We start from the raw sequence: 24,350 nt of genomic DNA, 5'->3' as shown, positions 1-24,350 counted from the left end.
CGTACAAGCAGGTGTCAAACCCGCCTGTACGGTGTATCCCATATAGAAATTCTTATGCCCACCACATATTTGCAGGCTGTTCTTTAATCAGTACGCTCTTTAAGTTTGATACTGCACGCTGGAAGCCTTCTTCAATCGACATGATCGGATCTTCATGTTCAATGCTTACAACATAGTCATAGCCGTATGTTCTAAGGGCACTGATCATATCTGACCACTCCTGCATGCTGTGTCCGCAGCCGACTGAACGGAAATTCCATGCTCTTGACTGAATTTCTCCGTATGGCTGCATGTCTGTCAGCCCATACATATTGATGTTGTCCTGGTCAAGATACGTATCTTTAGCGTGGAAATGATGAATCGCTCCCGCTTTTCCAAGGATTTTAATCGCTCCAACAGGATCAATTCCCTGCCACCACAAGTGACTTGGATCAAGGTTGGCACCAATAGCTTCACATGTTTCCTCACGCAATTTCAGCAGCGTGTATGGAGTGTGAACCAGGAACCCTCCGTGAAGTTCTAATCCGATTTTCACGTTCAGGCTTTGAGCAAGCTCGCCGACTTCTTTCCAGTAAGGAATCAGCTTTTGCTCCCATTGCCACTTCAGAATGTCGCCATATTCGTTTGGCCAAGGGGCAACCGGCCAGTTTGGATATTTAGCATTTTCGTGGTCACCTGCAGTACCGGAGAAGCAGTTGACAACCGGAACGTTCATTTCGTTTGCAAGCTTGATCGTTTTAACAAGTGTTTCATGAGACTCAGCAGCAAAAGCCGAGTCAGGTGAAATCGGATTGCCGTGGCAGCTGAATGCGCTGATTGTCAGTCCGCGTGAAGTAACTTTCTCCAAATACTCATTTTGCTTTTCCTTGTTGCCAAGAAGCTCCTCTAAAGAACAATGTGCATTTCCAGGATAGCAGCCTGTTCCAATCTCAACAGCTTCCACACCTGATTCTTTCACATAATCCAGCATTTCATCGAGGTTTTTATCTGAAAATAAAACCGTGAATACTCCTAGTTTCATCGTGATCTTCCTTTCTATGCTTTTAATAGTTCGTCCATTTTTTTCGAATTAAGCGCAACAGCTTCCATTAACTCGCCTTCAAAGTGCTCCTGCTCAGCAATGAACCATGGCAGTTCCAGGTCTTTTCCAAGAGTCAGCAGCCCTTTCATATCAAGGGTTCCTTCGCCTATGACTGTGCTGTGCTTAACACCGTTTGTTTCTTTCATATCTTTAATATGGAGACTCGCAACACGGTCCCGCTGTTCTTTAATCAGTGAAAGCGGATCATAGCCGGCATAAGTAACCCAGTAGCAGTCAAGCTCAAACTTGACCAGATTGCGGTCTGTTTCCTGAAGCAGGACGTCAAATGGCGTCTGATCTCCAAATGATTGAAATTCAAAATCGTGGTTATGGTACGCAAGCTGAAGTCCCTGCTGCTTAATCACTTCCCCTGCTTTGTTCAACTCCTGCGCAACGCGTTTATATGCATCAAGGTCCGTGCGCTGCTCTTCTGTTAAATAAGGAACAATAATTAAATCGTTGCCGATTTCTTTATTGTAGGAAATGACTTGGCTGAGCCCGTCCCCTGTCACTTGTTCATAAGGCACATGACTCCCCGCTGCCTTCAGTCCATACTCGTTCAATGCCTCTTTCAGACGGTCTGCCGGCGTGTCGTAATAGCCTGCAAACTGTACCCCTTCATACCCGTATCCGGCAACTTCTTTTAATGTGCCGAAAAAATCCTTTTCGAGCAGCGTTCTGATTGTATAGAGCTGAAGCCCTTTTTTCGTCATGAGATAATCCCCCTTATGATTAAAGTTTTACGATTGTTTTTGTTTCGTTTGACTCTAATGCGCCAAGTACGATCTTCAGAGATTTGTAGCCTTCTTCCCCTGAAACGGCAGGCTCTGTATTGCCGATGATGCTGTCGACAAATTTATCGATCACTTTAGATGAGGATTGTCCGCCTTCATCATTTGACTGAATTTTGCCAAGCTCATAGTTTACTACTTCGCCAGTCGTATATTGTGCGATTAAAGAGAATTGAGGGTGATCTTCTAAACGAAGCACTCCTTTTTCACCGTAGATTACCGTCGCATTATCTTCCTTGCTGTATGACCAGCTTGCTGCAAGCGTTCCCATGATGCCGCTTTCTGTTTTAACCACGCAGACAGCGTTATCATCAACGTCCGCTCCCTCTTTAGCAACTGTATCTACAAAAGCAGCTACTTCTGTTACTTCTTCGCCAAGAATGTAGCGCATTAAATCAGCTTTATGAACACCAAGGTCTCCCATAGCGCCGATAAATGCATCCTCTTTTTTGAAGAACCAGCTGTCGCGTCCATCAGCACTCCAGCCTTCCGGACCGCCGTGGCCAAATGCCGTGCGGAAAGAAAACACTTTTCCGATATCTCCGTTTTTGATCAGCTCTCTTGCTTTCTCATGAGAAGGCACAAAACGCTGGTTGTGTCCGATCATAAGCTTGCGGTTGTTTTTTTCAGCGGCTTGAATCATTGCTTCTGCTTCTTCTTTTGAAGTGGCCATCGGCTTTTCGCAAAGAACATGCTTGCCTGCATTCAGCGCATCAATTGACATTGGCGCATGAAGGGCATTTGGAGTACAAACGCTTACAGCGTCAATCTCTTCAAGGGCAAGAAGCTCTCTGTAATCTGTAAATGCTTTTGCATTGTACTGCTGTGCAGTAAGGTTTGCACGGTCTTCGTTAATGTCGCAGACAGCAACGATCTCAGCAAATTTGTTTCCAGCCCACTCAGGCAGATGTCTGTGTTTTGAAATGCTTCCGCATCCGATAATACCGATTTTTAACGTTTTCATGTTTCTCTTCCTCCTAGTAGTTAAAAAGATGAAATCGATTCCTGCTGCAGAAATCTCTTATTTTTTCTCAAAGTATACTGGTTCGCCGGTTTCGGACGATTTATAAATCGCTTCCAAAATTTCCGTTACAATCAGGGCCTGTTCAGGCTTTACAACTGGATCTTTGTCTTCGACAATGGCTTCAATCCACAGTCTTGCTTCAATATCAGCTTCACTTTCAGGCTTTCCGTCCACAACAGAAGCCCCGGATTCATCAAGATCGACATTTGTCGTATAAAGCTTCCCGCGGCGTTCCCCATTAATGCGTAGGCCGCTGTCCATATCCGCTCCGCCTTCTGTTCCCATCAGCGTGCATTTACTTTCTCCGATATTGACGGTATTCAGTGCCCAGCTTGACTCAAGAAAGATGGTGGCGCCATTTTGCATCGTAATATAGGCAAAAGCCGAATCTTCCACCTGAAACTTTTCAGGATCCCAGGGTCCCCAGAGATTTGCTGCATGTTCCTTAGGTCCGAGCTTATGAAAAGCTGTTCCGACAACCATTTTCGGCTCGTAATTATCCATCATCCAAAGTGTCAGATCCAGGGCATGGGTGCCGATGTCAATTAGCGGTCCGCCTCCCTGTTTCTCCTTATCTAGGAACACTCCCCATGTCGGCACTGCACGTCTTCTGACTGCATGGGCCTTCGCAAAATAAATATCGCCAAGCTCCCCTTCTTCGCAGAGATTTTTCAGGTGCAGGCTGTCTGCGCGGTAGCGGTTCTGATAAGCAACAGAAAGCTTTTTGCCTGTGCGCCTCGCTGTTTCAAGCATTCTTTTCGCTTCGGCAGCTGAAGTTGCCATCGGCTTTTCACACATAACATGCTTGCCTGCCTCAAGGGCTGCAATTGAAATATCTGAATGGGAATCATTCGGTGTGCAGACATGAACGACATCAATACCCGGATTTGCAAGCAATTCCTCATAATCTGTGTAGTGTTCAGCCATCTCTGAACCAAACTGCATTTTTGCTTCGATGGCTCTTTCTTCCACAAGATCAAAGAATGCCACCATCTGAACATTCTTCAGGCGTGCGAGAGCAGGCATATGCTTGCCGGTTGCAATTCCTCCGCACCCGATAATTCCAACTCGAACAATCGTACTCATTGTCCACCTCCGGGTTCATTCCGGCCCATTGTCAGGACCCGTTCTGGAAGCGTGCTTAAGCCGCTGCCGTATTTATACGTGATTTGAAACGTTTCACAAGATATGGGGCAAATATGTATAAATCCCTTATTCCTGTTCTTGAAAATCAATGTGAAACGTTTCGACAAACTCATTTTAACATGAAAGCGCTTTTAATCAAACAAAAAAATAAAAAAATATTTATCTCTGAGATTCTTTTTCTTGTAAGCTTAAAAAAAGGATGAAAACTGAAAACTTTTTCAGACGTTTGAAGTCTAATGAGTAAAGAGGCAAATGCTTTCTCATAAAGCTGAAACTTGTTTTTTATTATCAGGATATATGATCCCATCAAGGAGGAATCACCATTGACAGACCCCACTCTCGCAAAGGCAGCGATCAGGGGCGATGACCGGGCCTTTCTGCTTGTCATGAAACAGCATAAAGAACAGCTTTACCGGACCGCCTATTTGTATTTTAAAAATGAAAACGATGCGATTGAAGCTGTTCAGGAAGTGACGTACCGTGCGTATAAATCACTCAAAAAAGTGAAGGAGCCGTCTTATTTTACAACGTATCTGATCCGAATCATGATGAACTACTGCCATGATCAGCTTAAGCGTCAAAAGAAAGTGAAGCTTGACGAAAAGCTAGCCTCATCCGGTACGGCTGCAGATTCCCTGCATTCGGTGGAAATTCAGGAGGCGCTATGCAGCCTCAGTGAAAAATATCAGGATGTCATCGTCATGAAATATTTTCAGGATCTGAAAATAAAAGAAATAGCCGATCAGTTAAACTGTCCGGAAAGCACGGTAAAAACAAGACTGAAAAAAGCGCTTTCCCTGCTTAGAAAACATTTTGAAGACAATGGGGGTGAAGGTCATGTTTGAAAAGGAAGAGGCTCTGCTGGAAAAGATGAAGACGAAAACAGATATGATTTCCGTTCCATTTGATGAGCTTGATGATGCCATCACTGCCGGATTTCAAAAAGCAAAAAAGAAAAAAAGGCCTTATCCTTTAAGATGGCCCGCATTGGCCGCTTCCCTGTTCATTTTTATTTTTATCACGTTAGTCAGAGTTTCTCCGGCGTTTGCTTCCTATGTCAGCAGCATCCCGGGCATGGAACAAGTGGTTGAAATCATCAGGTACAATAAAGGGTTAATGTCCGCCGCAGAAAATGATTTTGTACAGGAAATTGGCTTGTCCGATGAGAAAAGCGGCATAGAAATCACCCTGAACTCAGCTATTGTCGACCAGAGAAAGCTCCGTATTTTTTATACCGTTCAAAACAAGGCAGAAAAAGCCGAAGCTGGATTAAAGAATGTCCAACTAACATCAGGAACAAACAATCTTAACGAAAATGCGATGATCAGCTTCGGACATACCGATGAAACGCTCTCTCATAATGAGAGCGAACATTCGTCGATTGATTATGACTTTGCAGATCCAATGAACCATGAGGATTTCAAGCTGAACATTGTTGTGAAGACACAAAGACCTCTGTCAATGGCTCAAGAAGATACGTTTCAATTCGATTTTAAACTGGATCAGGATTTAGTGAAGGAAAAGATGAGAGAGATTGAGATGAATAAAACCGTTTCAGTAGAAAACCAGAAGATTACATTCAGAAAACTTGAAATCACTCCTCTCTCTGCAGCCCTTTACCTAGAATACGATAAAGAGAATACGATGGAGCTATTCGCCTTTGATGATATCAGGCTTACAGATGAAAAAGGCGAGCCATGGTCACTTTTCCATAATGGATTGGTGGGAACAGAAGTCAGCGACACAGAAGATGTGATTTATCTGGAGAGCAATTACTTTGAAACGCCTATAGAACTGTATCTGGAATTCAGCAGAATACGGGGAATCAGTAAAGATGATGCAGAGGTCATCATTGATCCTGTCAAAATGAAAGTTGTTAAAAAGCCAAAAGACAATGTTTTCAGCCTTATAGAAGTATCAGAAAATGAAGTTGGGTTCACCTATACCGAAGACAGAGAAATGTCCGGCATGCTGATTAATGACGTGACGGATGCTAATGGAAAAAGCGTCTATGTCCATTCTTCCAATGAGGACTTTGGAGACGGCAAAAAACGCTTCTCTGTTCGATTTGACCGCCGGAAAGCAGGCAGCGGCCCCCTGACCATGAAGTTCATCGACTATCCAGGCTTTATAAAGGAAAAAACAAAAATCAAAATCAAATAAAAAATGCCCGCTCAGATGAGCGGGCATTCCTGTTTAGTTGCGTCGCAGCTTTGCAAGCAGGCGCAGGATCTCAAGGTACAGCCAGACAAGCGTCACAAGAAGAGCAAAGCCTGCATACCATTCCATGTGCTTAGGAAGCCCTGCATTCGACCCGTTTTCAATAAAATCAAAATCCAAAACAAGGTTAAGCGATGCGACTATCACAATCGCAACTGAAATGAGGATTCCAACCGGGCTTGCATCATGCAAAAACGGAATGGCTACACCGAAAAACCCAAGAATAAACGACAGCAAATACATGATTAAAATGCCAAAGGTTGCGGCAAAGACACCCAGTCTGAAGTTGCGTGTCACTTTAATGAGCCTGAAGCGATAGGCAAGCAGCAAGGCCAAAAACACGCTTGCTGTCAGAAGGACCGCCTGCATCACGATTCCTTCGTAGAGGGATGCGTAATAGGCTGAGATGCCTCCTACAAACATTCCTTCAAGGACCGCATACACGGGCGCGAGCACCGGCGCTGTTTTCGGAACAAAACTTACAATCAGTGCAATCACAAATCCGCCGATCGCCCCTCCGATCATGATGGCAGATACGTCCTGCCCCTGTGCACTGTAATACCAGGCAGCTCCTGCGGCCGTAATTAAAATAAACAGCAGCAGAAACGATTTATTAATAGCACCCATCAGCGTCATGGGCTGGCTGGAATAAGAACCTTCCCGTTTGGCAAAAGCTTTCAATGCAGGATTCGATGTTCTCATAAGATCAACTCCTTCTTTCTTTCACTTGTAATACGGACAGCTGTGGAAAAAGTTTCACAGTGAACGCATCTTGATAGTTTCATTATATCGTAATACTCTATTAATATGAAAAATCTTCTGAGGGAAAGTTCTTCAGGACAGTACTCTGCAGTGTCTTAGAGGCGTTCCATCACAAAAATAAGGAGACCGCATGGGGTCTCCTTATTGCTTCAGCTTCAGAATGTGTCCGATATTTGCCATTGTTTGCTCTACATACTGAGGACCCTTTCTCAGAGCTTCGCCGAGTGTGACTATGCCCGGCACAATGGAAAATACAGCTCCAATCCCCGCTTCATAAACAGATTCATATCCTTCTCCAATTGAACCGGCAAGAGCAATGACTGGAATTCCATGTTCCTTCGCAAGCTTTGATACGCCTGCAGGAGTCTTGCCATGGATGGTCTGGCCGTCAATTCTGCCTTCCCCTGTTATGACAAGGTCTGCATCTGACATGTGCTGTTTAAGATTCACTGTATTTAATACAATGTCCACTCCACTCTTCAGTTCAGCGTTTAAGAAGGCCATCAGTCCCGCTCCCAGCCCTCCGGCAGCACCAGCTCCCTTTGTTTGCGCCACATCCGCACCGGTTGTCTGTTTTAAAAAGGATGCGAAATGGGCAAGATTGCGGTCAAGAATAGCAACCGATTCAGCCGTTGCCCCCTTTTGCGGGCCGAATATGGCAGATGCACCATTTGGCCCTGTTAAAGGATTGTCCACATCGCACGCTACTTCTATTTTCACGTTGGAAAGCTCAGGCATTAAGCCGGAAACATCAATTTCAGCAAGCTCCGCCAATGCTCCCCCGCCATGTCCGATTTCCTTTTTCTGATCATCCAGAAAGAGAGCTCCGAGGGCTCTTGCCATCCCCATTCCGCCGTCATTTGTTGCACTGCCGCCGATGCCGATGATGATATGCTCTGCTCCCTTTTTGACCGCATCTCTGATCAGATCTCCAGTACCGGCCGATGTCGTTATAAGAGGATTTCTCCGTTCCGGCGGCACTAAATGCAGTCCGGAGGCAGACGCCATTTCGATAACAGCTGTTTTTCCGTCACCAAGCCAGCCGTACTCCGCATCTGCCGGCTGACCGAGCGGACCTGTAACGGACAGTTTTGTCATCCTGCCGTTCGTGGCATCAACAAGCGCCTGCACCGTCCCCTCTCCGCCGTCTGCAACAGGCACTTTTACAATTTCCGCACCGGGAAACGTCTTTTTAAGACCTCTTTCAGCTGCTTCGCATACTTCAAGGGCCGTCATGCTTTCTTTAAAAGAATCAGGTGCAATGACAATCTTCATCTCGAACATCTCCTATCCAAACAGTTTAAATACACCAAAGATCAGGGTAGAAATCACTGCAAGCGTCAGCCCGACAAGTGACTCATATGGAATAAGCTTCATTCGCTCCTTCATCCCCATAAACACACTGCCTCCTGTTGCATGGAAGAAGCTTCCGTGGGGAAGGTGATCAAGAACGGTTGCACCCGCATGAACCATAGCCGCACCTGCAAGTGCAGGAATTCCAATCTCCATGATTGCCGGAGCAAACACACTGCTTGCAACAGCTGTGCCCGCTGTTGTAGAGGCTGTTGCTGCTGACATTAAAATCCCGGAGGCCGGCGCCAGAATATAGGCAGGCAGACCGGATGCATTAAGTCCAGCAACAATGACATCTTTCAGCCCTGAATTTGCGATGATGCCTGCAAGTGTACCGGTTCCAATCAGCATGATCGCAACACCTGACATCTTCAGCAGCCCGGATGCCGCAAACTCTGTTAAACGCATCATATTTCTTGTAGCAATCGCACCGATCAGCCCCCCTGCAGGCAATGCAATAATCGGGTCTATAGCTATATCAAAGACAGGCCGCAGGGAAAGAAGCAGAATCGCTGCAGCCGGACCGCTGACAGCTGCCGCAAATGATGGAAGGGTGCCCCCATCCTTTGAAATGATTTCTTCCGACTTGATCTGCTCGCCTTTTCTCACCATTCTCTTAGCAAGCACATACGTGACGGCCACACCGAAAATGGCAGGAATGGCGCCTGCCGCCATGACCGATGTTAAAGGAACATCAAACGCATCAGAAGCTGCTATCGTATTCGGATTTGGCGACATAATATTTCCAGCTTTTCCTCCACCGATCATGGCAAGGAGTATCGCAGGCTTTGAAAGCTTCGCTTTATATGCAATGGCCAGGGCAATCGGCGCCACTGTTATGACGGCCACATCCACGAACACGCCGACCATAGTAAGAAGCATGGTCGATAAGACCAGGGCAAGAAGTGAACGCTTTTCTCCAATTTTTTTTATAATCGTATCTGCAATCACCGAAGCAGATCCTGATTCAATCAGTACTCCTGCCAGGACTCCCGCTGCGAGGATTCTAAGAACCGCGGGGGTAATATCTTTTGCTCCCGCGATCATCAGCTCAACGGTTCCTGTCAGATTTACTCCGCCCAGAAGCCCCCCAATAAGAGCTCCTGCGATCATTCCATAAGCGGGAGGAACTTTTTTCAGAATTAGAAAAATGGCTGCAATGAGTGCGCATAACGCCCCGAAAGCGCTTACTTGAATCTCCATCGTGATTTCCTCCTTCTCTCTTTTCACTCTCTTAATTGTAATCGCTTACTTTTATGAATTCATTGTCCGTACAGACAAAAAAAGACGGCCTGCCATTGCCTCTTTTTTGTGCATGTGCACAATCAGACAACCAGCAATGCCGTATAAAGCGTCAGTAAATCTTTCATTTTCCGCGGGTTCAAAGAGGTCGATTCTTCTATTTTATCCAGCCTGTATCTTAGTGTATTTCGATGAATAAACAGCTCTTCTGCTGTATGGTTCATATCTCCGTTCTGATTGAAAAATAATCGCAGGGTGTCAAGAAGCTCCCCATTTTTGTCCATTTCTTCAAAAGTGTTCTTAATATCCTGCAAGTAAACATCTTTTTGCCTGTCATATCCTCTTCGAATCAATACAGGCAGCGCCATTTCTTTATAGTCAATAAATGAACCTTCTCCCCCTCCTCCTGAAGCAAGGGCCTCCTTTGCACCTTCATACGAAAGGGCAGGGCCGTTAAATCCCTTATAAACGTAGCCCGCTGCCCCTCTAAGCGAATATTGCTGCGAGAATTCCGCCATTTTCAGTAAAAATGCGGGGCTTTGACTAGAGCGGCTGTCTTTAAGAAGCACAATTTCACCAGCACCCGGAATGACAATCAAGCCATCTTCATCTGCAGCGGCTTCAAGCTGTTTTAAGAACATGTTCCGTTTCTTTAAGTTCATATCCTCTTTTAAAATAAAGACAATAGCCTGCCTTTCAATGTCCAGATTGATCCGCAGCCTTTGCGCCCGTTCTGCAAATTCTCTCCTGTCCGTTATTTCTCCTTTTATCAGCTGAATCAGTGTTTCCTGCCTCAACGTTTCATTCCACCGTATTTGATCGGACAAATATGCCTGCTCAACGGTCAGTTCTGCCGCCATTTTCACAAGTTCTCCGAGCGGCCCGACCACATCCGGATCCCCTGTAATGCCAATGACTCCAATTAATTCGTGATGAAAATAGATTGGGAGGTTGACTCCTTTTTTCATCCGTTTCTTGCCGTCTTCTTCTGATACAACGGCTTTTTTCCCGGTTTGAATGACACTTATTGCACCCGTATGAATGTCTCCAAGCCTTTTCTTATCTCCTGAGCCAATGATTGTGCCGTCTTTGTCCATGACATTTATGTTATATGGAATGATGGACATTGTTCTTGATACGATTTCTTTTGCGAGTTTTTCATTCATTGTTTTTCACCTGCTGATTTTTGATTTATCTTACCACAGCTCCATTATTTAGAATTAATGAAACTTTCTGTAAAATTGAGCGTATTACTGATTGAAGGCCTATTCCTTTTCTTCCTCAGTTTAAAACGGTCAGGGGGTGATCAGCATTTCAGTTCATACTATTGAGAGCATTTACCTTGCAGGACTCATTATTGCCGGTGTTCTGACTCTTCTCTTCGTCTTTTTCGGAGACATCTTTGAAGGAATGAGCGAAGCCGTACCTTTTTTCAGTCCCACTCTTGTTCTCGCTTTTATCACATTCTTCTGTGCGGGCGGATACATCTTTGAAGTAACCGGCATCTTCTCTACCATATTATCTGCTGTTCTTTCCGTTATGGCATCCGGTGTCCTTGTTGCTCTTCTTCATTTTTTCGTCCTTGTCCCTTTGTCATCTGCAGAAGAGTCTCTTTCTTATCATGAATCGGATTTAAAAGGACGAACAGGACAGGTCATTACATCTATTCCTGCAGACGGCTTTGGAGAAGTGCTGCTTACAAGCAGTGTGGGGTCCATTTCAAAAACGGCCTCAAGCTTTGATCATACACCAATTGCCGGAGGCACGAAAATACTGGTGATTGAAAGCAAAAACAGCATCGTCTATGTAGCACCCTATCAGCCATTCGAGGATACACTTTAGGAGGTATTTTATGTTAACTACTATCATTATCATTGCTGGAATTGCTCTTTTTGTCCTAATCGCTCTGCTTGCCGTTTTTGTAGCCAAGTACCGTACTGCAGGACCTGATGAAGCATTGATTGTTACGGGAAGCTATCTGGGCAGCAAAAATGTCCACATGGATGAAAACAGCAATAAAATTAAAATTGTACGCGGAGGAGGAACTTTCGTGCTGCCTGTCTTTCAGCAGGCTGAACCGCTGAGCCTCCTGTCAAGCAAGCTTGATGTATCAACTCCGGAAGTGTATACAGAACAAGGGGTTCCGGTCATGGCGGACGGCACCGCGATTATTAAAATCGGAGGTTCTATAGGCGAGATCGCAACCGCTGCCGAACAATTTCTCGGGAAATCAAAAACAGACAGAGAGCAGGAGGCACGTGAAGTCCTCGAAGGGCACCTGCGCTCCATTCTTGGCTCTATGACGGTAGAGGAAATCTACAAAAACAGGGAGAAGTTTTCACAGGAAGTACAGCGGGTCGCTTCTCAGGACCTGGCAAAAATGGGTCTTGTCATCGTCTCCTTTACCATTAAAGATGTCCGCGACAAAAACGGATATCTCGATTCACTTGGAAAGCCCCGTATCGCTCAGGTGAAGCGGGACGCAGATATTGCAACAGCGGAAGCCGAGAAAGAAACGCGCATTAAACGTGCTGAGGCAGCAAAAGAAGCAAAAAAATCAGAGCTTGAGAGGGCAACAGAAATTGCAGAAGCTGAAAAAATGAATCAGCTGAAAATGGCAGAGTACAGAAGAGACCAGGATACGGCTAAAGCAAACGCTGACCAAGCCTATGACCTTGAAGCGGCAAAAGCACGGCAGAAGGTCACTGAACAGGAAATGCAGGTCAAAATCATTGAACGCCAGAAGCAGATCGAGCTTGAAGAAAGAGAAATCCTGCGCCGCGAGCTTCAATACGATTCTGAAGTAAAGAAAAAAGCAGACGCTGACCGTTATTCAGTAGAACAAGCCGCTGCAGCAGAAAAAGCGAAACAGCTTGCAGATGCCGACGCGAATCAATACCGCATCGAGGCACTTGCAAGAGCAGAAGCTGAACGAATCCGCATGGACGGTCTCGCAAAGGCTGAAGCCGAGCGTGCTCAAGGGGAAACAGAAGCTGAAATCATCCGCCTCAAAGGACTTGCAGAAGCTGAAGCTAAGGAAAAAATTGCAGAAGCCTTTGAACAATACGGCAAGGCAGCCGTACTCGATATGATTGTGAAGATGCTTCCTGAATATGCCAAGCAAGTAGCTGCGCCCCTGTCCAACATTGACAAAATTACTGTCGTGGACACTGGAGGCGGCGGAGAAAACAGCGGGGCGAATAAAATCACAGGCTATGCCACCAATCTCATGAGCTCCCTGCAGGAAACACTGAAGGCATCATCCGGCATTGATATGAAAGAACTGATCGAAAACTATTCCGGCAAAGGGAATATCAGACAAAGCATCGATCAGCTTTCATCAAGACAAAAAGATACAGATCAAGCTGAATAATTGCCTCAAAAAAAGCGCATGCCGGTGTCAGCATGCGCAAGCAGGAAGAGGTGTCTTACAAACATGAGGCTTATGAGAAAAATTATTTTCTCATAGCATATCCTATTCAGCGTACAGGAGATTGCTATGTGGAATTTGTCCATTTTTAACAAATTCCGCCAAAAATCAGCAATTGCCTTTATACGCCCCGCACCGAAGCTGCAGCCTTTCAAGAAACATAAAAAGAAGCTGCTGATCTTACTCATCAGCAGCTTCTCTTTGTCATGTTATACTTAGTTGAAGAATGACGCTCCTACAATGATTAAAAGAATAAACAATACAACTACAAGCGCGAAGCCGTTTTCGTATCCACCTGACATGTCTCTTCCTCCATTTCACCTCTTATTCACTTTCCTTATCAAAATATGTAGAATGATAGAGATTGATATAGGACAAGAGTGGAGATTTGAGAAAATCCCTCAAACGCCCTGAGGGCACCCTGAGGGATACTTATATCAGTCTTTATCTTCCCATTCCGTTTTGACCGTTTCTCCGCTTTCAGCGGAAATTTCAACTTCAGCTTCTCTGCCGTCTTCTGCCACGATCTCAAACTTGTAGACAGCCTGGCCGTCATCACTTTCAAGCTCCGCTTCAGTGACCTTGCCTTTCACTTCTTTTAAAGCAGCCTTTTTGGCCTCTTCCATTGTCACTTTAACCTCATCCTGATTTACACTGCCGTCATCGCTGCTTTCGTCGTCCTCATGCATTTTTGTCACTTCGCCGGTATCGGCGTTAATGGTAAAATCGTATTCTATTCCTTTTGACTTCACTTCGGCTTCATAAACCCAGCCGTCAGCCTCCTGCTCAAGCTCCATTTCTGATATACTGCCCTTTTTCTCCTTCAGAACGATTTCTTTTGCTTTTTCATAGCTGATTTTCAAATTTTGTTCTTCTGCTGTTTTTTCTGCCAGCGCTTTATCTCCAGGCGTGATAAACTGTGAACCTACCCCGATTCCTCCGACAATTAATGCTCCGGTTAAAATAGCTGCTGTTTTTTTCATCTGAATTCCTCCTTGGTTTGTATACATTTATCCTACCTCTGAAAAATGATAAACAAGAGAGAGAAAGATTAGAATTTGATGAGAAATCGATTAGTTTCTGGTGTAAACGATAAAAAAGAACCTTTTGATGGCAAAAGGTTCACTTTTAATCTTCAACAGAAACGGAAAGGACAGTTCCTGTAAAAGCATCGACTTGAACGGTTGTCTCATTCTCGCCATTTTCAATTTCAACCTCGTAATATAGCCGGCCGTCCTCCTCTTCAAGGTCAAGATCACCAACCTCACCCTTTGCTTCTTTCCTTGCAATTTCAATCGCCTGTTCTTCTGTCAGCTTCACCTTCGGATTGTTTGAACCTATTGTCTTCCGGTCTTCAGATAGTATCTTCCCGCTTGACGCATCCATCTTCAGCGAAATTTCATCCTTGCCGGCTACAAGCCGGATGCTGTAAGCCTGTTCAGGTTCATCGTAGGACAATGATTCTACCTTTCCTTGATATTGCTCCTCAGCAATTTCCTTCGCTTCTGCCGTTGTAACAGGAAGACTTCTTTTCTCATCAACGTCTTTTATTTTTTTCAGTTCTTTAATTTTACCGGCATCAGCATCGACGGACACCGAGTACAGGGCTCCCTTTTCCTCAAGTTCAGCAATGAAAAGATGTTCTCCGTCTGCCCGTGTCTCTTCGAGTGCAGTGATTGTTCCAGAGTACTGGCTGTTAACAAGTGTTCTCGCCTCTGCTTCAGTGAGAGGCTCGTCCTTGAAAAAAACCATAACAGCCAGTGATGCTGCACCTGCTAAAAGAATGAAAGTTATCAGCACCGTCCATTTGTTTGGCATGAGCTCCCCCCTTAATCTATATGTTCAGCATAAACCCCAAACATTAAAATTTCATGAGAAAGCAGGGAGATACACATGAACTTCTGTTCCCTGTCCTTCTGAACTGTCAATCCGAATCTCGCCATTATGTGCAGCGACAATTTTCCGGGCAATCGACAGGCCAAGGCCCGTTCCTCCAGTTCCCCTGGCACGTGCTTTATCCACTCTGAAAAACCGCTCAAAAACAAAGGGGAGATCTTTTTTGGGGATGCCGATCCCGCTGTCTCTGATGCAAAAATGAATCATGTCCCCCTTTTGATCGATTGTGCATTCAATTTCTTCTTCGCTGTATTTAAAGGCATTATCAAGTAAGATAAAGAGCAGCTGTTTTAGCTTTAACTCATCTGCAGACACCATCACTTCCTGCTTGAAAAAGTGATAGACCACCCTTCTTTGATATACCTGTTCCAGGCTTTTCCCTGTTTGCCTGCATATAGCTGCTGCATCTGTTCTTTTCGTTTCAGCCTGCATGTGTGCATCATTTTCTGCAAGCAGGAGGAGCTGGGCTGTCATTTCTTTCATTCTTACTGCTTCGGAATAGATGGCTTCAACCGCTTCTTCCATAATCTCAGGCTTTTTTGTGCCCCATCGTTTCAGCAGTTTAGCATAGCTTTCAATGACCGTCAGAGGAGTCTTCAGTTCATGACTTGCATCAGACACAAACTGCTGCTGTTTTTCAAAATTCGTCTGAATCAGCCCGATCATTTTATTGAATGTTTCGGTCATTTGATGAAGTTCATCTTTTTTTGAACCGCTGTTTGTCTCTATTTTTTTGAACGTTTCTTTCTTTTGAATTTCTTCCATCGTTTGTATTAGCGTGTGAATGGGTTTCAGGATGATTCTGCTTAATGTGCTGCCCGCTGCAAAGATCGGCAGCAGCACAAAAAGAGAAGCCAGGGCTAGGACGACCTTCAGCCGGTCCATATCCTCATCAACATGCGAAAGGTTTTCTGTCACCTCAAGCTGGACAACTCCACCGTCCGTCCAGATGAGAGGAATGGCAGCCCTTGAGAAGGTGACACCATCAGATTTGACAGTGCCGCTACTTTCAGAAGCTGAGTAATCCGGATCAAAATCTGAACGGTACTCTCCTTTTTTAGAAACAGTGGCAAGCTGCCTTGACGACTCGTCAATGATTCGGATCATTCCATCTGCAGGTAAATAAGCCCTTAAAAGATTCGTTGTATTCATCGTTCTGCCGTCTTCTTCCTTTAATGCTGCTGCAACGGCATGTGCCTGCTTCTCCGTTCGTTCAACCTCGCGATCAAGAGTGACTGTTAAAAAAAGAAAATAAATGGCCGCATGAATGCCAAGGACAATAATCAGCATCCATACCGTTGAAAACAGCTGGATTTTATGGCTGATTTTCATTCTGCTGGCTCCTTGATAGAATACCCGACCCCTCTAGAAGTGTGGATGAGGGGCTGATTATCGCCGCTGTCAATTTTCTTTCTCAAGTACCGTATGTACACATCAACAACATTTGTGTCTCCGTAGTAATCAAACCCCCACACTGCGTTTAGAATCTGCTCCCTGTTTAAAACCTGATTTTTATGCGAAAGCAAATACACAAGAAGATCAAATTCACGCGGAGTTAATTCAATTGAGTCATCTCCTCGTGTTACGTCCCTTGTTTTTATGTTCACTATAAGATTTCCCGCCTTTAGAATTTCTGCTTCTTTCTGAACATGAGCAGGCTTCGCTGAACGAAGGCATACTCTGATCCTTGCAAGAAGTTCTTCAATCTGAAAAGGCTTAGTTATATAATCATTTGCTCCCTGATCAAGTCCGCTCACTTTATCCGGCAGGGTATCACGGGCTGTCAAAAGAATAACCGGTGTTTGGTCATCCTGTGCCCTGAGCCGTCTCAGCACTTCCAAACCAGTAACCCCGGGCAGCATGACATCAAGAAGGATGCAGTCCCATGAAGAAGAACGGATTTCCTCGAGCGCTTCAAGGCCGTCATGTACAGAATGGACGCTGTACCCTTCAAATTCCAGCTCAAGCTTCAGAACACGCGCAATTTTCACTTCATCTTCCACGACCAGAATTTTTTCCATACGAACTCCCCTGTGTTTTTTTACTTGCAGTATATCACAGTTCCATGAGAACTCTTACCATCCAGCTGGCAAACATTCCTGAACTGGGGTACTATAAAAAGACAAGCTTGAACGGGAGGGACAGATTTATGGAAACGATTGTGATTGCTGCTGCAGTCATTATACTGGCAGTTATTTATTTCATAAAAAAGATTTCACACCGCGGGCAAGCAAAATCCATGCTGACAATTGCCCACAGGGGAGCTTCGGGATATGCACCCGAGAACACCCTGGCATCCTTTGACAAGGCAATGGACATGAAAGCCGACTTTATCGAAATTGATCTCCAGCTGAGCAAAGACGGAAAACTGATGGTGATCCACGACGATTCTGTCGAGCGGACAACAAACGGCAAAGGCAATGTACGTGACTTGACCCGTCGCGAACTTCAGGCCTTAGATGCAGGGAGCTGGTTTGATCCCGTTTTTGCAGGGGAGCGCATCCCGACGTTTGATGAAGTTCTCGACCGGTATCCTCAAAAATGCGGATTGCTGATTGAACTCAAAAGCCCTGCCCTTTATCCCGGAATTGAGCAGAAAGTCTATGACGCGCTTGCAGGCAGGGGGCTCATTGAAAACCGTGAACCCAAAATCATTGTTCAGTCGTTTGATACGAATTCAATGAAGCTGTTTCATGATATCGCTCCGACTGTCCCAATTGGCGTACTCGTAAAATTCACACCAAAGGGAATCTCAAATGCCCAGCTGGAAGAGTTCAAAAAATATGCAAACTACGTAAATCCAAACAAACGCCTGGTGACAAAAAAGCTGATTTCCCGCATTCACGCACATGACATGAAAATCATTCCCTACACCATCCGTGACAGAAGATCTGCAAATGCGTTTCTTCAGCTTGATTTGGACGGCATTACGACCGATTTTCCTGATTATATAAAACCAGCAAAAGCATGAAGCCGCGGCTTCATGCTTTTAAAGTTACACTCATTTGCGGTTCAGAGAAAAGCCGATATGACTTAAAACCCCCTCGACATCTCCTCCAATCAGGATATTATCCAAATCAAGATTCAGCTGAACAGCCTTCATCGCCAAATCAGGACGTATTCCTGTAAGGGCAGGTGTCACCCCGATCAGCTCAAGCATTCTGACGAGGTTAAGCAAATGAACGCTCACATCGTCATTTATTTGAAGAATCCCCGATAAGTCGATGATCAGGTAGTTTAATGACAAATCTGTACTCGAGGTAAGTGCCGTATGTATGATCTTTTCTGCACGGTATTCGCTGATATCACCAATGATCGGAAGAATAGCCACTCCTTTAGTGATTGGGACAATCGGAGCTGACAAGTGAATAATTTCTTTGTTCGCCCGGTCAAGCTCAAGTACATAAGAAAGGAGGGTTGCCATCGTTTCAAATAGCTCAACATGCTTATCTGTAAAAGGAAGAGAATTTGTATCCAGTCCGCATATTGTTCCGTAATTCTCTCCGTTTTCATAGTAAATCGGAATGCCGATAAAACATCCTCCGCCTAAATTTTTCGTCACATCCAGATCCTTCGTCAAGCCGCTGCCTGCCAAATCCGGAATAATCAGAACCTCTCTTCCCCGATCGACGCTCAGCTTGCAGAATGTTTCCCTGAATGGGAGCTCAGAGCCTTCCTCGAGGAGTACTGAATCCTTATTAAAAACTTTCACAATTTCATTACGCTGCCGATCATTTTTCGCAATGAACAAGGTGTTAATTTCAATGAACTTGCTCATCATTTGAAGTATGCTTTCAGAAGCTTCATCAAAATTTGAATATTTCTTTATCGGCTTGCTCAAACCTAAAAGCGTGTCTGTCACTTCTGTTCACCAGCCCTTCTGAACTTCATCGTTGATCTTTCTCGTTCTAAGAACCTAGCACTAATACCCATTATGATGAAAAATGAAACACAATAAATCTGTGTGACAGGAATTTCAGCGTATTCAGCCTCCATTAATTTTCATAACATTTCCATTTTTCAATAACAAAAGGTTTCCTGGAATCTTCATGTATAATGAGTTTTATCATCTATAGAAGGAGTCGTACGGAAAGCATGCACATTGTTATTCGCTGGATCAGCATCATCACAGGCTGTTTTGCCGTGTCGCTCGGCGTTCATCTGCTATCATCCTCAGAGCTTGTCATCGGCGGAACGGCAGGAATGGGAATTGTAGCACAGCACCTTTCAGCCTACTCATTCGGAACTCTTTTTTTTGTCATTAACTTGCCTTTTTATGCACTTGCCGTCACACAGCTGGGCATCGCATTTACCCTAAGGACGTTCATCAGCGTCAGCATCTTGTCCATCACCTCAGAATTTCTGCAGCAAACATTCATTGTCCATTTTCCGCATCCTGTCATCGCAGCCATACTTGGAGGAATCTCCATTGGAATCGGTCTCATCTTCTTATTCAGAAACGGATCGTCACTTGGCGGCATGAACATTCTTTGTATTTTTCTCGAGAAGAAATTCGGATTCAACCCAGGCAGAACCATGCTTATCACCGACCTGATGATTGTCGGATCAGCACTGCTTGTATTCGGTCCCCTGCAAATTATCTACTCGGCCATTGCCATCTTCGTCATGACGGCAATTCTCGGAAGATACCATAAAAAAGCTCCGCTCGAGCGTGAAAGCGGCCATGCTGAAACTGAAGAAAACAGCGTTTCGGCAACAGCCTGAAAAAACAAAAAGGAACCGGGTTTTAATCCGGTTCCTTTTTGTTTTCATCCAAACAGCCACTGATAAATAATAACTGCAGCAATACTTCCGAAGACTATGAATCCCCCTATTGTCGGACTCCCGTAAACCGTCCGGTTCCAGGCATCTTCCCTCACCTTTGTCTTATCATCATTCTTATCCATCGAACCCCTCCGCTCAAAGGATACATTAATATATGATTGGAACAGGTGCAGTCTTCCTCTATTTATACAATATCCTCGGATTCTCTTTCTGGCTGCATGACTCCAAAGCATACAGCGACTGCTGTGCCCCAAAGCGCACCAGGTTACGTTCCAGCTTCATGCCAATCTTCTCAAGCATTTTGCATGATGCCAGATTGGCTGTCTGCGTTTCGGCAAGGATAACCGGAAGATTCATCTCTTCAAAAGCATATGTTATTACGGCACGGACAATTTCAGAAGCATACCCCGCTCCCCACCATTTTGGCAGGAACTGATAGGAGATTTCCGTATGCACGCCTTCATGATGCACATCAAGAGAAACAGTACCCATGAACTGCTGAGTCATTTTTTCCCTTACAACCCAATAAGGCAGCTGGCCTTCAGCGACCTTTACAGCTTCAATCATAGGCGCAAGCGACTCTTCATCGCGAACTCCTCCAAGATATTTGCGCACTTCCGGGTTTAAATAGAGCTGTTTTACTTCTTCTATGTCTGCTATTCGGATCCGGGACGCCTGACACCTCTTCGTTTCAATCAACATGTCCACCGCTTTTCCATTTTATTCTTGCTACCACACGAGATACTGATGAAAAAATAAAAAAGCAAAAAGCAAGAAGATGGAAAGAACCGCGGCTGCCCCTGAGCATTTCCTTATTTTCTGCTGCCTTCTTTTTCTTTCTTTCGCGATATGATTGCTGCACTGCCCTCATATTTACCTGTTTTCTCATAAAATGTCTCCCTTTACAGCAACGTTGAAAAGGAATTCTGTTTACTTAACTAAAACATTCTCTGTATTCCATATATATCCTGCAACCTGTGGTTATTTATTTGGATTGCAGTTAGATTGGGGGAACATGCTTTTAGTTGTACGGTTTCCGAGTTTGCTTACCCCCGCAAATCGTTTTACGGTTTTCGAGGGTACGTTTCTCCTGTTTGCTTACCCCCGCAAATCGTTTTAAGGTTTTCGAGGGTACGTTTCTCCTGTTTGCTTACCCTCGCAAATCGTTTTACGGTTTTCGAGGGTACGTTTCTCCTGTTTGCTTACCCTCGCAAATCGTTTTACGGTTTTCGAGGGTACGTTTCTCCTGTTTGCTTACCCCCGCAAATCGTTTTACGGTTTTCGAGGGTACGTTTCTCCTGTTTGCTTACCTTCGCAAATCGTTTTACGGTTTCCGAGGGTACGATTCCGGCTCTTACTTACCCTCCCAAACCGTTTTACAGTGCTGGAGGGCAACAAAAAAGATGAAATCCGAAGATTCCATCCTTTTTGCGTTTACTTATAGATCAAATATTCTTTTCGTACTTTTTTGAATGCATCAAGGTCTTTTTTGTATTTGTCTGTTATGTCAGAGACTGCTGCTCCTTCAAGGATCATCGGTCTTGTCCATGTGTTGCCGATCAGCTTGTCGAAGAAGTTGTTTGATAAGAACTCGAAGTCTTCCGGATACATGTCATGGACGGTTTTTATGATGTGCAGACCTGTCGGCACGGCATCAAATTCCTCTCTGTCGGTCACATAAACTTCTACACCATGACTGAGTTTGCCGGCATGCTTTGAGAAGGTCGGTGTAAATGATGCAGCCCGGAACTTCACGCCCGGCAGGCTGAGTGCGTTCAGCTCCGCAGCAAGGTCTGTGCTGTTGATGAATGGTGCTCCAATCAGCTCAAACGGTTTTGTTGTACCCCGTCCTTCTGAAAGATTCGTTCCCTCAATCAGACCAGTTGCAGGATAGACAAATGCTGTCGACACAGTCGGCATGTTTGGAGAAGGCAGAACAAACGGAAGTCCTGTGTCATCGTAATCCATGGAGCGTTTCCAGCCTTTCATTTTCACGACTGTGAGATCGGCTCCGATGTTGAATTCTTCATTAAACAGAGAAGCAAGCTCTCCAACCGTCATGCCGTGCTTAGTCGGAATCGGATAAAGTCCGATAAAGGACGCTGCTTCCGGTTCTAGGACAGGTCCGTCAACACTGTCCCCTCCCTGCGGATTCGGGCGGTCGAGCACGACAATCGGAATGTTGTTTTCTTTCGCTGCTTCCATGGCATAAGCCATTGTGTAAATGTATGTGTAGTAGCGCGTTCCGACATCCTGGATGTCAAAAAGAAGAATCTCTACGTTCTCAAGCATTTCAGGCGTCGGTTTTTTTGTTGCACCGTACAGGCTGTATACAGGAAGTCCAGTTTTTTCGTCGATGTAAAACTCGACGTACGAGCCGGCCTGAGCATCTCCGCGGACGCCGTGCTCAGGGCCGAAAAGGGCCGTCAGTTCAATCTCCGGATCGTTATGGAGCTGGTCAACGATACTGTTCAGGTTTGAATCAATTCCCGTCGGATTTGTAATCAGCCCGACTTTTTTCCCCTTGAGAAGTTCTTTCTCATCCTTCAGCAGTACTTCAACACCCGGTGTGACTTTGTTTTTCTTTTTCTCTTTATGGGCAGAAACATCTTTATCAGCCGGCCATGCACTGATTGCAAGCATCAGTACCGTTATGAGCACAAGTATTCGTTTCATTTCAGCCTCTCCCTTAGATCAGGTTATTTAAGCTGTTTGCCTGAGCGGATGTCCAGTCCATATCCGAACGGATACAGCGTTTCTTCTGGATTTGTGACGGATGGAATGTCGACTGGAAGCTTGCCTTTTGGATTTGACTCTCCGAAGATCGTTCTGATTCCGGCCGGGATGTTTGGCTGTCTGTATGCGCCGTTTGAATAGCCTTTGAAGCCGTAAACGGCCATGACAGCTTTTGCTTCTTCAAAATTTGCTGCGTCATACGGATTGCGCATGCTCATAAGGACAAAATCTTTGCCTTTTGACTGTGCATCTTTCATGACTGCTCTCGGGAAGGCCGTTGCCCATTTGCTTGAATCCTGTACTGAGTCGTCAATGACGCCGTCGTTTACAGCCGGGTCGTTTTTCACCACATAGGAACCGGTAATGACATAATCAGCCCCATCAATCATCGCTGCTGTTTCAGGACCGAATGTTTTTCCGGAGAAAGCATATCCGGAGACTTCAACGTCTTTTTTCTTGCCTTTTAATTCTTTAATACTGCGTGTCATCGCTTCTACTTGATCCGCAAATGGTGCAAGCACCAATACTTTTTCGCCTTTTTTCGGTTTGAAAGGAAGTGTTTTATCTTCGTTTTTCAAAAGGGTGACAGCATCTTCTGCCATTTTCTTTTCTTTTTTCAGGTGATCTTTGTTTCCGACTACTTCAAGTGCATTTTCTACTTTTTCCTCAATAGGAGTTGAATCAGGTGTTAAGATGCCGCGTTTTTCCTTCAGTGTAAGAATGCGCTCAACGGATGCATTCACCTGCTCAATCGGAAGCTCCCCTTCTGAGATCGCTTCTTTCACAGCATTGAAGACAGATGCAAGATTTTGCTCCATATCAAGTGAATTTACCTGTGCAGGCATTAATGCGATATCCACACCGGATTTCAGTGCAAGAACAACAGCTTCTTCCTGGCCGAAGTTGTCGGCGATGGCTTTCATATTCAGGGCATCCGTAATGATGACACCGTTAAAGCCCATTTCTTCGCGAAGCAGTCCAGTCAGAACTTTCTTGGAAAGCGTAGCCGGAACAAGAATTTCCTGTCCGTCTTTTTTGCTGATGTACGTCGTATCGTCAAATGCCGGGAATTGAACATGAGCCGTCATGACCATGTCAACGCCTTCATCAATGGCTTTTTGGAAAGGAGCGAGTTCCACAGCACGAAGTCTTTCTTTGTCATGCGTCACGATAGGAAGCCCATAATGGCTGTCTGTCGCTGTATCGCCATGTCCCGGGAAATGCTTTGTTGTTGCAGCCATGTTCTGGCTTTGAAGTCCTTTGATTGTCTGGATGCCAAGCTTTGAAACAAGTTCCGGATTGGAACTGAACGAACGGACGCCGATTACCGGATTCCCCGGGTTATTGTTCACATCAACCGACGGACCAAAGTTAACGTTCACTCCGAGAGAGGAAAGCTCTTTGCCGACAATTTCACCTGTCTGATAGGCATATTTTTCACTTCTTGCAGCACCGAGTGCCATATTGCCTGGAAGGTTTGTCCCTGTCTGAAGACGCGTGACAATCCCGCCTTCCTGATCAATTGTAATGAAGAGCGGAATATCAGGGCTTGCCTGCTGAAGGCCGTCTGTTAAACGTGCTGTCTGTTCGGTTCCGACAACGTTTTCTGCGAAAAGAATGACTCCCCCAAGGTGATATTTCTGAATGATGCCGCCGACTTCATCGTTCATAACCGTGAAGCCTGTCGCAGTGCTTTCCCCTTCTTTTTTCCAGTTGCGGAAATCAGGCATCAGCATCTGTCCGATTTTTTCATCAACGGACATGTTTTCTACAATGGCTTTCACATCTGTTTCTGCCGATGCTTTAACCGGCTTGATTCCGGCTAAAGCTGATACTGACAGGACCGCTGCAAGAGCGGCGGATATCCATTTCTTTTTCCCCATG

Annotated in this window: 25 protein-coding genes; 6 read left to right on the top strand and 19 right to left on the bottom strand. The window is 45.1% G+C overall.

The features are described from left to right. Positions 1 to 52 precede the first annotated feature (52 nt). From AZ46_RS02265 to AZ46_RS02250, 4 genes are read right to left on the bottom strand one after another with little or no spacing between them, the layout of a single operon-like run. Positions 53 to 1,021 (bottom strand): sugar phosphate isomerase/epimerase family protein, encoded by a 969-nt coding sequence (locus AZ46_RS02265; protein ID WP_029281852.1) that lies wholly within the window; start codon positions 1,019 to 1,021, stop codon positions 53 to 55. Between the two features lie 14 nt (positions 1,022 to 1,035). Next, the gene (locus AZ46_RS02260; protein WP_029281854.1) at positions 1,036 to 1,794 is read right to left on the bottom strand and encodes a sugar phosphate isomerase/epimerase family protein; all 759 of its coding nucleotides are present in this window, start codon (positions 1,792 to 1,794) and stop codon (positions 1,036 to 1,038) included. A 19-nt stretch (positions 1,795 to 1,813) separates the two neighbouring features. Beyond that, positions 1,814 to 2,836, bottom strand: a complete 1,023-nt coding sequence (locus AZ46_RS02255; RefSeq protein ID WP_029281856.1) for a Gfo/Idh/MocA family protein — start codon at positions 2,834 to 2,836, stop codon at positions 1,814 to 1,816. 57 nt (positions 2,837 to 2,893) lie between these two features. Next, positions 2,894 to 3,982, bottom strand: coding sequence for a Gfo/Idh/MocA family protein (locus AZ46_RS02250; protein ID WP_029281858.1), 1,089 nt, complete (start codon positions 3,980 to 3,982; stop codon positions 2,894 to 2,896). A 383-nt stretch (positions 3,983 to 4,365) separates the two neighbouring features. Here AZ46_RS02250 and AZ46_RS02240 point away from each other — a divergent pair, with 383 nt between their 5' ends. Beyond that, a complete protein-coding gene (locus AZ46_RS02240) occupies positions 4,366 to 4,887 on the top strand; it encodes an RNA polymerase sigma factor (protein ID WP_029281862.1) in 522 nt (173 codons plus the stop codon). Then, a complete protein-coding gene (locus AZ46_RS02235; RefSeq protein ID WP_029281864.1) occupies positions 4,880 to 6,205 on the top strand; it encodes a DUF4179 domain-containing protein in 1,326 nt (441 codons plus the stop codon). Before AZ46_RS02240 ends, AZ46_RS02235 begins: the two co-directional genes overlap by 8 nt. 33 nt (positions 6,206 to 6,238) lie before the next feature. Here AZ46_RS02235 and AZ46_RS02230 read toward each other — a convergent pair whose 3' ends face one another. From AZ46_RS02230 to AZ46_RS02215, 4 genes are all read right to left on the bottom strand, one after another. Further along, positions 6,239 to 6,964, bottom strand: coding sequence for a Bax inhibitor-1/YccA family protein (locus tag AZ46_RS02230; protein WP_029281866.1), 726 nt, complete (start codon positions 6,962 to 6,964; stop codon positions 6,239 to 6,241). 201 nt (positions 6,965 to 7,165) lie between these two features. After that, complete coding sequence (locus AZ46_RS02225) at positions 7,166 to 8,299, bottom strand: glycerate kinase (protein WP_029281868.1); 1,134 nt, start codon at positions 8,297 to 8,299, stop codon at positions 7,166 to 7,168. A gap of 12 nt (positions 8,300 to 8,311) precedes the next feature. Next, positions 8,312 to 9,580, bottom strand: a complete 1,269-nt coding sequence (locus tag AZ46_RS02220) for a GntP family permease (protein WP_029281870.1) — start codon at positions 9,578 to 9,580, stop codon at positions 8,312 to 8,314. Positions 9,581 to 9,702: 122 nt separating this feature from the next. Next, the gene (locus AZ46_RS02215; protein ID WP_029281872.1) at positions 9,703 to 10,785 is read right to left on the bottom strand and encodes a CdaR family transcriptional regulator; all 1,083 of its coding nucleotides are present in this window, start codon (positions 10,783 to 10,785) and stop codon (positions 9,703 to 9,705) included. Between the two features lie 139 nt (positions 10,786 to 10,924). On the opposite strand from AZ46_RS02215, the gene AZ46_RS02210 reads away from it, so the two are divergent. Both AZ46_RS02210 and AZ46_RS02205 read left to right on the top strand, forming a co-directional pair. Next, entirely contained in the window at positions 10,925 to 11,461 is a 537-nt protein-coding gene (locus tag AZ46_RS02210) for an NfeD family protein (RefSeq protein WP_029281874.1), read from the top strand. 10 nt (positions 11,462 to 11,471) lie between these two features. Further along, a complete protein-coding gene (locus AZ46_RS02205) occupies positions 11,472 to 12,992 on the top strand; it encodes a flotillin family protein (protein ID WP_029281876.1) in 1,521 nt (506 codons plus the stop codon). Positions 12,993 to 13,264: 272 nt separating this feature from the next. On the opposite strand, the gene AZ46_RS21360 is transcribed toward AZ46_RS02205, so the two are convergent. From AZ46_RS21360 to AZ46_RS02180, 5 genes are all read right to left on the bottom strand, one after another. Next, on the bottom strand, positions 13,265 to 13,351 hold the full coding sequence (locus AZ46_RS21360) for a YjcZ family sporulation protein (RefSeq protein WP_035206476.1): 87 nt from the start codon (positions 13,349 to 13,351) through the stop codon (positions 13,265 to 13,267). Positions 13,352 to 13,486: 135 nt separating this feature from the next. After that, on the bottom strand, positions 13,487 to 14,032 hold the full coding sequence (locus AZ46_RS02195; RefSeq protein WP_029281878.1) for a PepSY domain-containing protein: 546 nt from the start codon (positions 14,030 to 14,032) through the stop codon (positions 13,487 to 13,489). 145 nt (positions 14,033 to 14,177) lie between these two features. After that, on the bottom strand, positions 14,178 to 14,867 hold the full coding sequence (locus AZ46_RS20910) for a PepSY domain-containing protein (protein ID WP_029281880.1): 690 nt from the start codon (positions 14,865 to 14,867) through the stop codon (positions 14,178 to 14,180). Between the two features lie 51 nt (positions 14,868 to 14,918). Further along, positions 14,919 to 16,277 carry a sensor histidine kinase gene (locus AZ46_RS02185; RefSeq protein WP_029281882.1) on the bottom strand — a complete coding sequence of 453 codons (1,359 nt, stop codon included), beginning with the start codon at positions 16,275 to 16,277 and terminating at the stop codon, positions 14,919 to 14,921. Next, positions 16,274 to 16,966, bottom strand: a complete 693-nt coding sequence (locus AZ46_RS02180) for a response regulator transcription factor (protein ID WP_029281884.1) — start codon at positions 16,964 to 16,966, stop codon at positions 16,274 to 16,276. Before AZ46_RS02180 ends, AZ46_RS02185 begins: the two co-directional genes overlap by 4 nt. Before the next feature lie 128 nt (positions 16,967 to 17,094). On the opposite strand from AZ46_RS02180, the gene AZ46_RS02175 reads away from it, so the two are divergent. Continuing rightward, complete coding sequence (locus AZ46_RS02175) at positions 17,095 to 17,916, top strand: glycerophosphodiester phosphodiesterase (protein ID WP_029281886.1); 822 nt, start codon at positions 17,095 to 17,097, stop codon at positions 17,914 to 17,916. A 30-nt stretch (positions 17,917 to 17,946) separates the two neighbouring features. Here AZ46_RS02175 and AZ46_RS02170 read toward each other — a convergent pair whose 3' ends face one another. After that, the gene (locus AZ46_RS02170; RefSeq protein ID WP_081870114.1) at positions 17,947 to 18,807 is read right to left on the bottom strand and encodes an STAS domain-containing protein; all 861 of its coding nucleotides are present in this window, start codon (positions 18,805 to 18,807) and stop codon (positions 17,947 to 17,949) included. A gap of 233 nt (positions 18,808 to 19,040) precedes the next feature. Here AZ46_RS02170 and AZ46_RS02165 point away from each other — a divergent pair, with 233 nt between their 5' ends. Continuing rightward, positions 19,041 to 19,670 carry a YitT family protein gene (locus AZ46_RS02165; RefSeq protein ID WP_029281890.1) on the top strand — a complete coding sequence of 210 codons (630 nt, stop codon included), beginning with the start codon at positions 19,041 to 19,043 and terminating at the stop codon, positions 19,668 to 19,670. 44 nt (positions 19,671 to 19,714) lie between these two features. Here the strand turns inward: AZ46_RS02165 and AZ46_RS21835 are convergent, their stop codons facing one another. The 5 genes from AZ46_RS21835 to AZ46_RS02145 form a co-directional block, all read right to left on the bottom strand. Continuing rightward, complete coding sequence (locus tag AZ46_RS21835) at positions 19,715 to 19,852, bottom strand: hypothetical protein (RefSeq protein ID WP_161781192.1); 138 nt, start codon at positions 19,850 to 19,852, stop codon at positions 19,715 to 19,717. Positions 19,853 to 19,910: 58 nt separating this feature from the next. Further along, on the bottom strand, positions 19,911 to 20,429 hold the full coding sequence (locus AZ46_RS02160) for a GNAT family N-acetyltransferase (RefSeq protein WP_051827032.1): 519 nt from the start codon (positions 20,427 to 20,429) through the stop codon (positions 19,911 to 19,913). Beyond that, positions 20,422 to 20,619, bottom strand: coding sequence for a hypothetical protein (locus AZ46_RS02155; RefSeq protein ID WP_029281894.1), 198 nt, complete (start codon positions 20,617 to 20,619; stop codon positions 20,422 to 20,424). Before AZ46_RS02155 ends, AZ46_RS02160 begins: the two co-directional genes overlap by 8 nt. Positions 20,620 to 21,164: 545 nt before the next feature. Then, on the bottom strand, positions 21,165 to 22,406 hold the full coding sequence (locus tag AZ46_RS02150; RefSeq protein ID WP_029281896.1) for an exo-beta-N-acetylmuramidase NamZ family protein: 1,242 nt from the start codon (positions 22,404 to 22,406) through the stop codon (positions 21,165 to 21,167). Between the two features lie 23 nt (positions 22,407 to 22,429). Next, positions 22,430 to 24,349, bottom strand: a complete 1,920-nt coding sequence (locus AZ46_RS02145; RefSeq protein ID WP_029281898.1) for a glycoside hydrolase family 3 protein — start codon at positions 24,347 to 24,349, stop codon at positions 22,430 to 22,432. Position 24,350: the final 1 nt, after the last annotated feature.

Source organism: Metabacillus indicus LMG 22858 (assembly GCF_000708755.2).
Classification (GTDB): Bacteria; Bacillota; Bacilli; order Bacillales; family Bacillaceae; genus Bacillus_P; species Bacillus_P indicus.
Note: the sequence above shows the minus strand (reverse complement) of the source record. Positions and strands in the feature narration are given on the sequence as shown.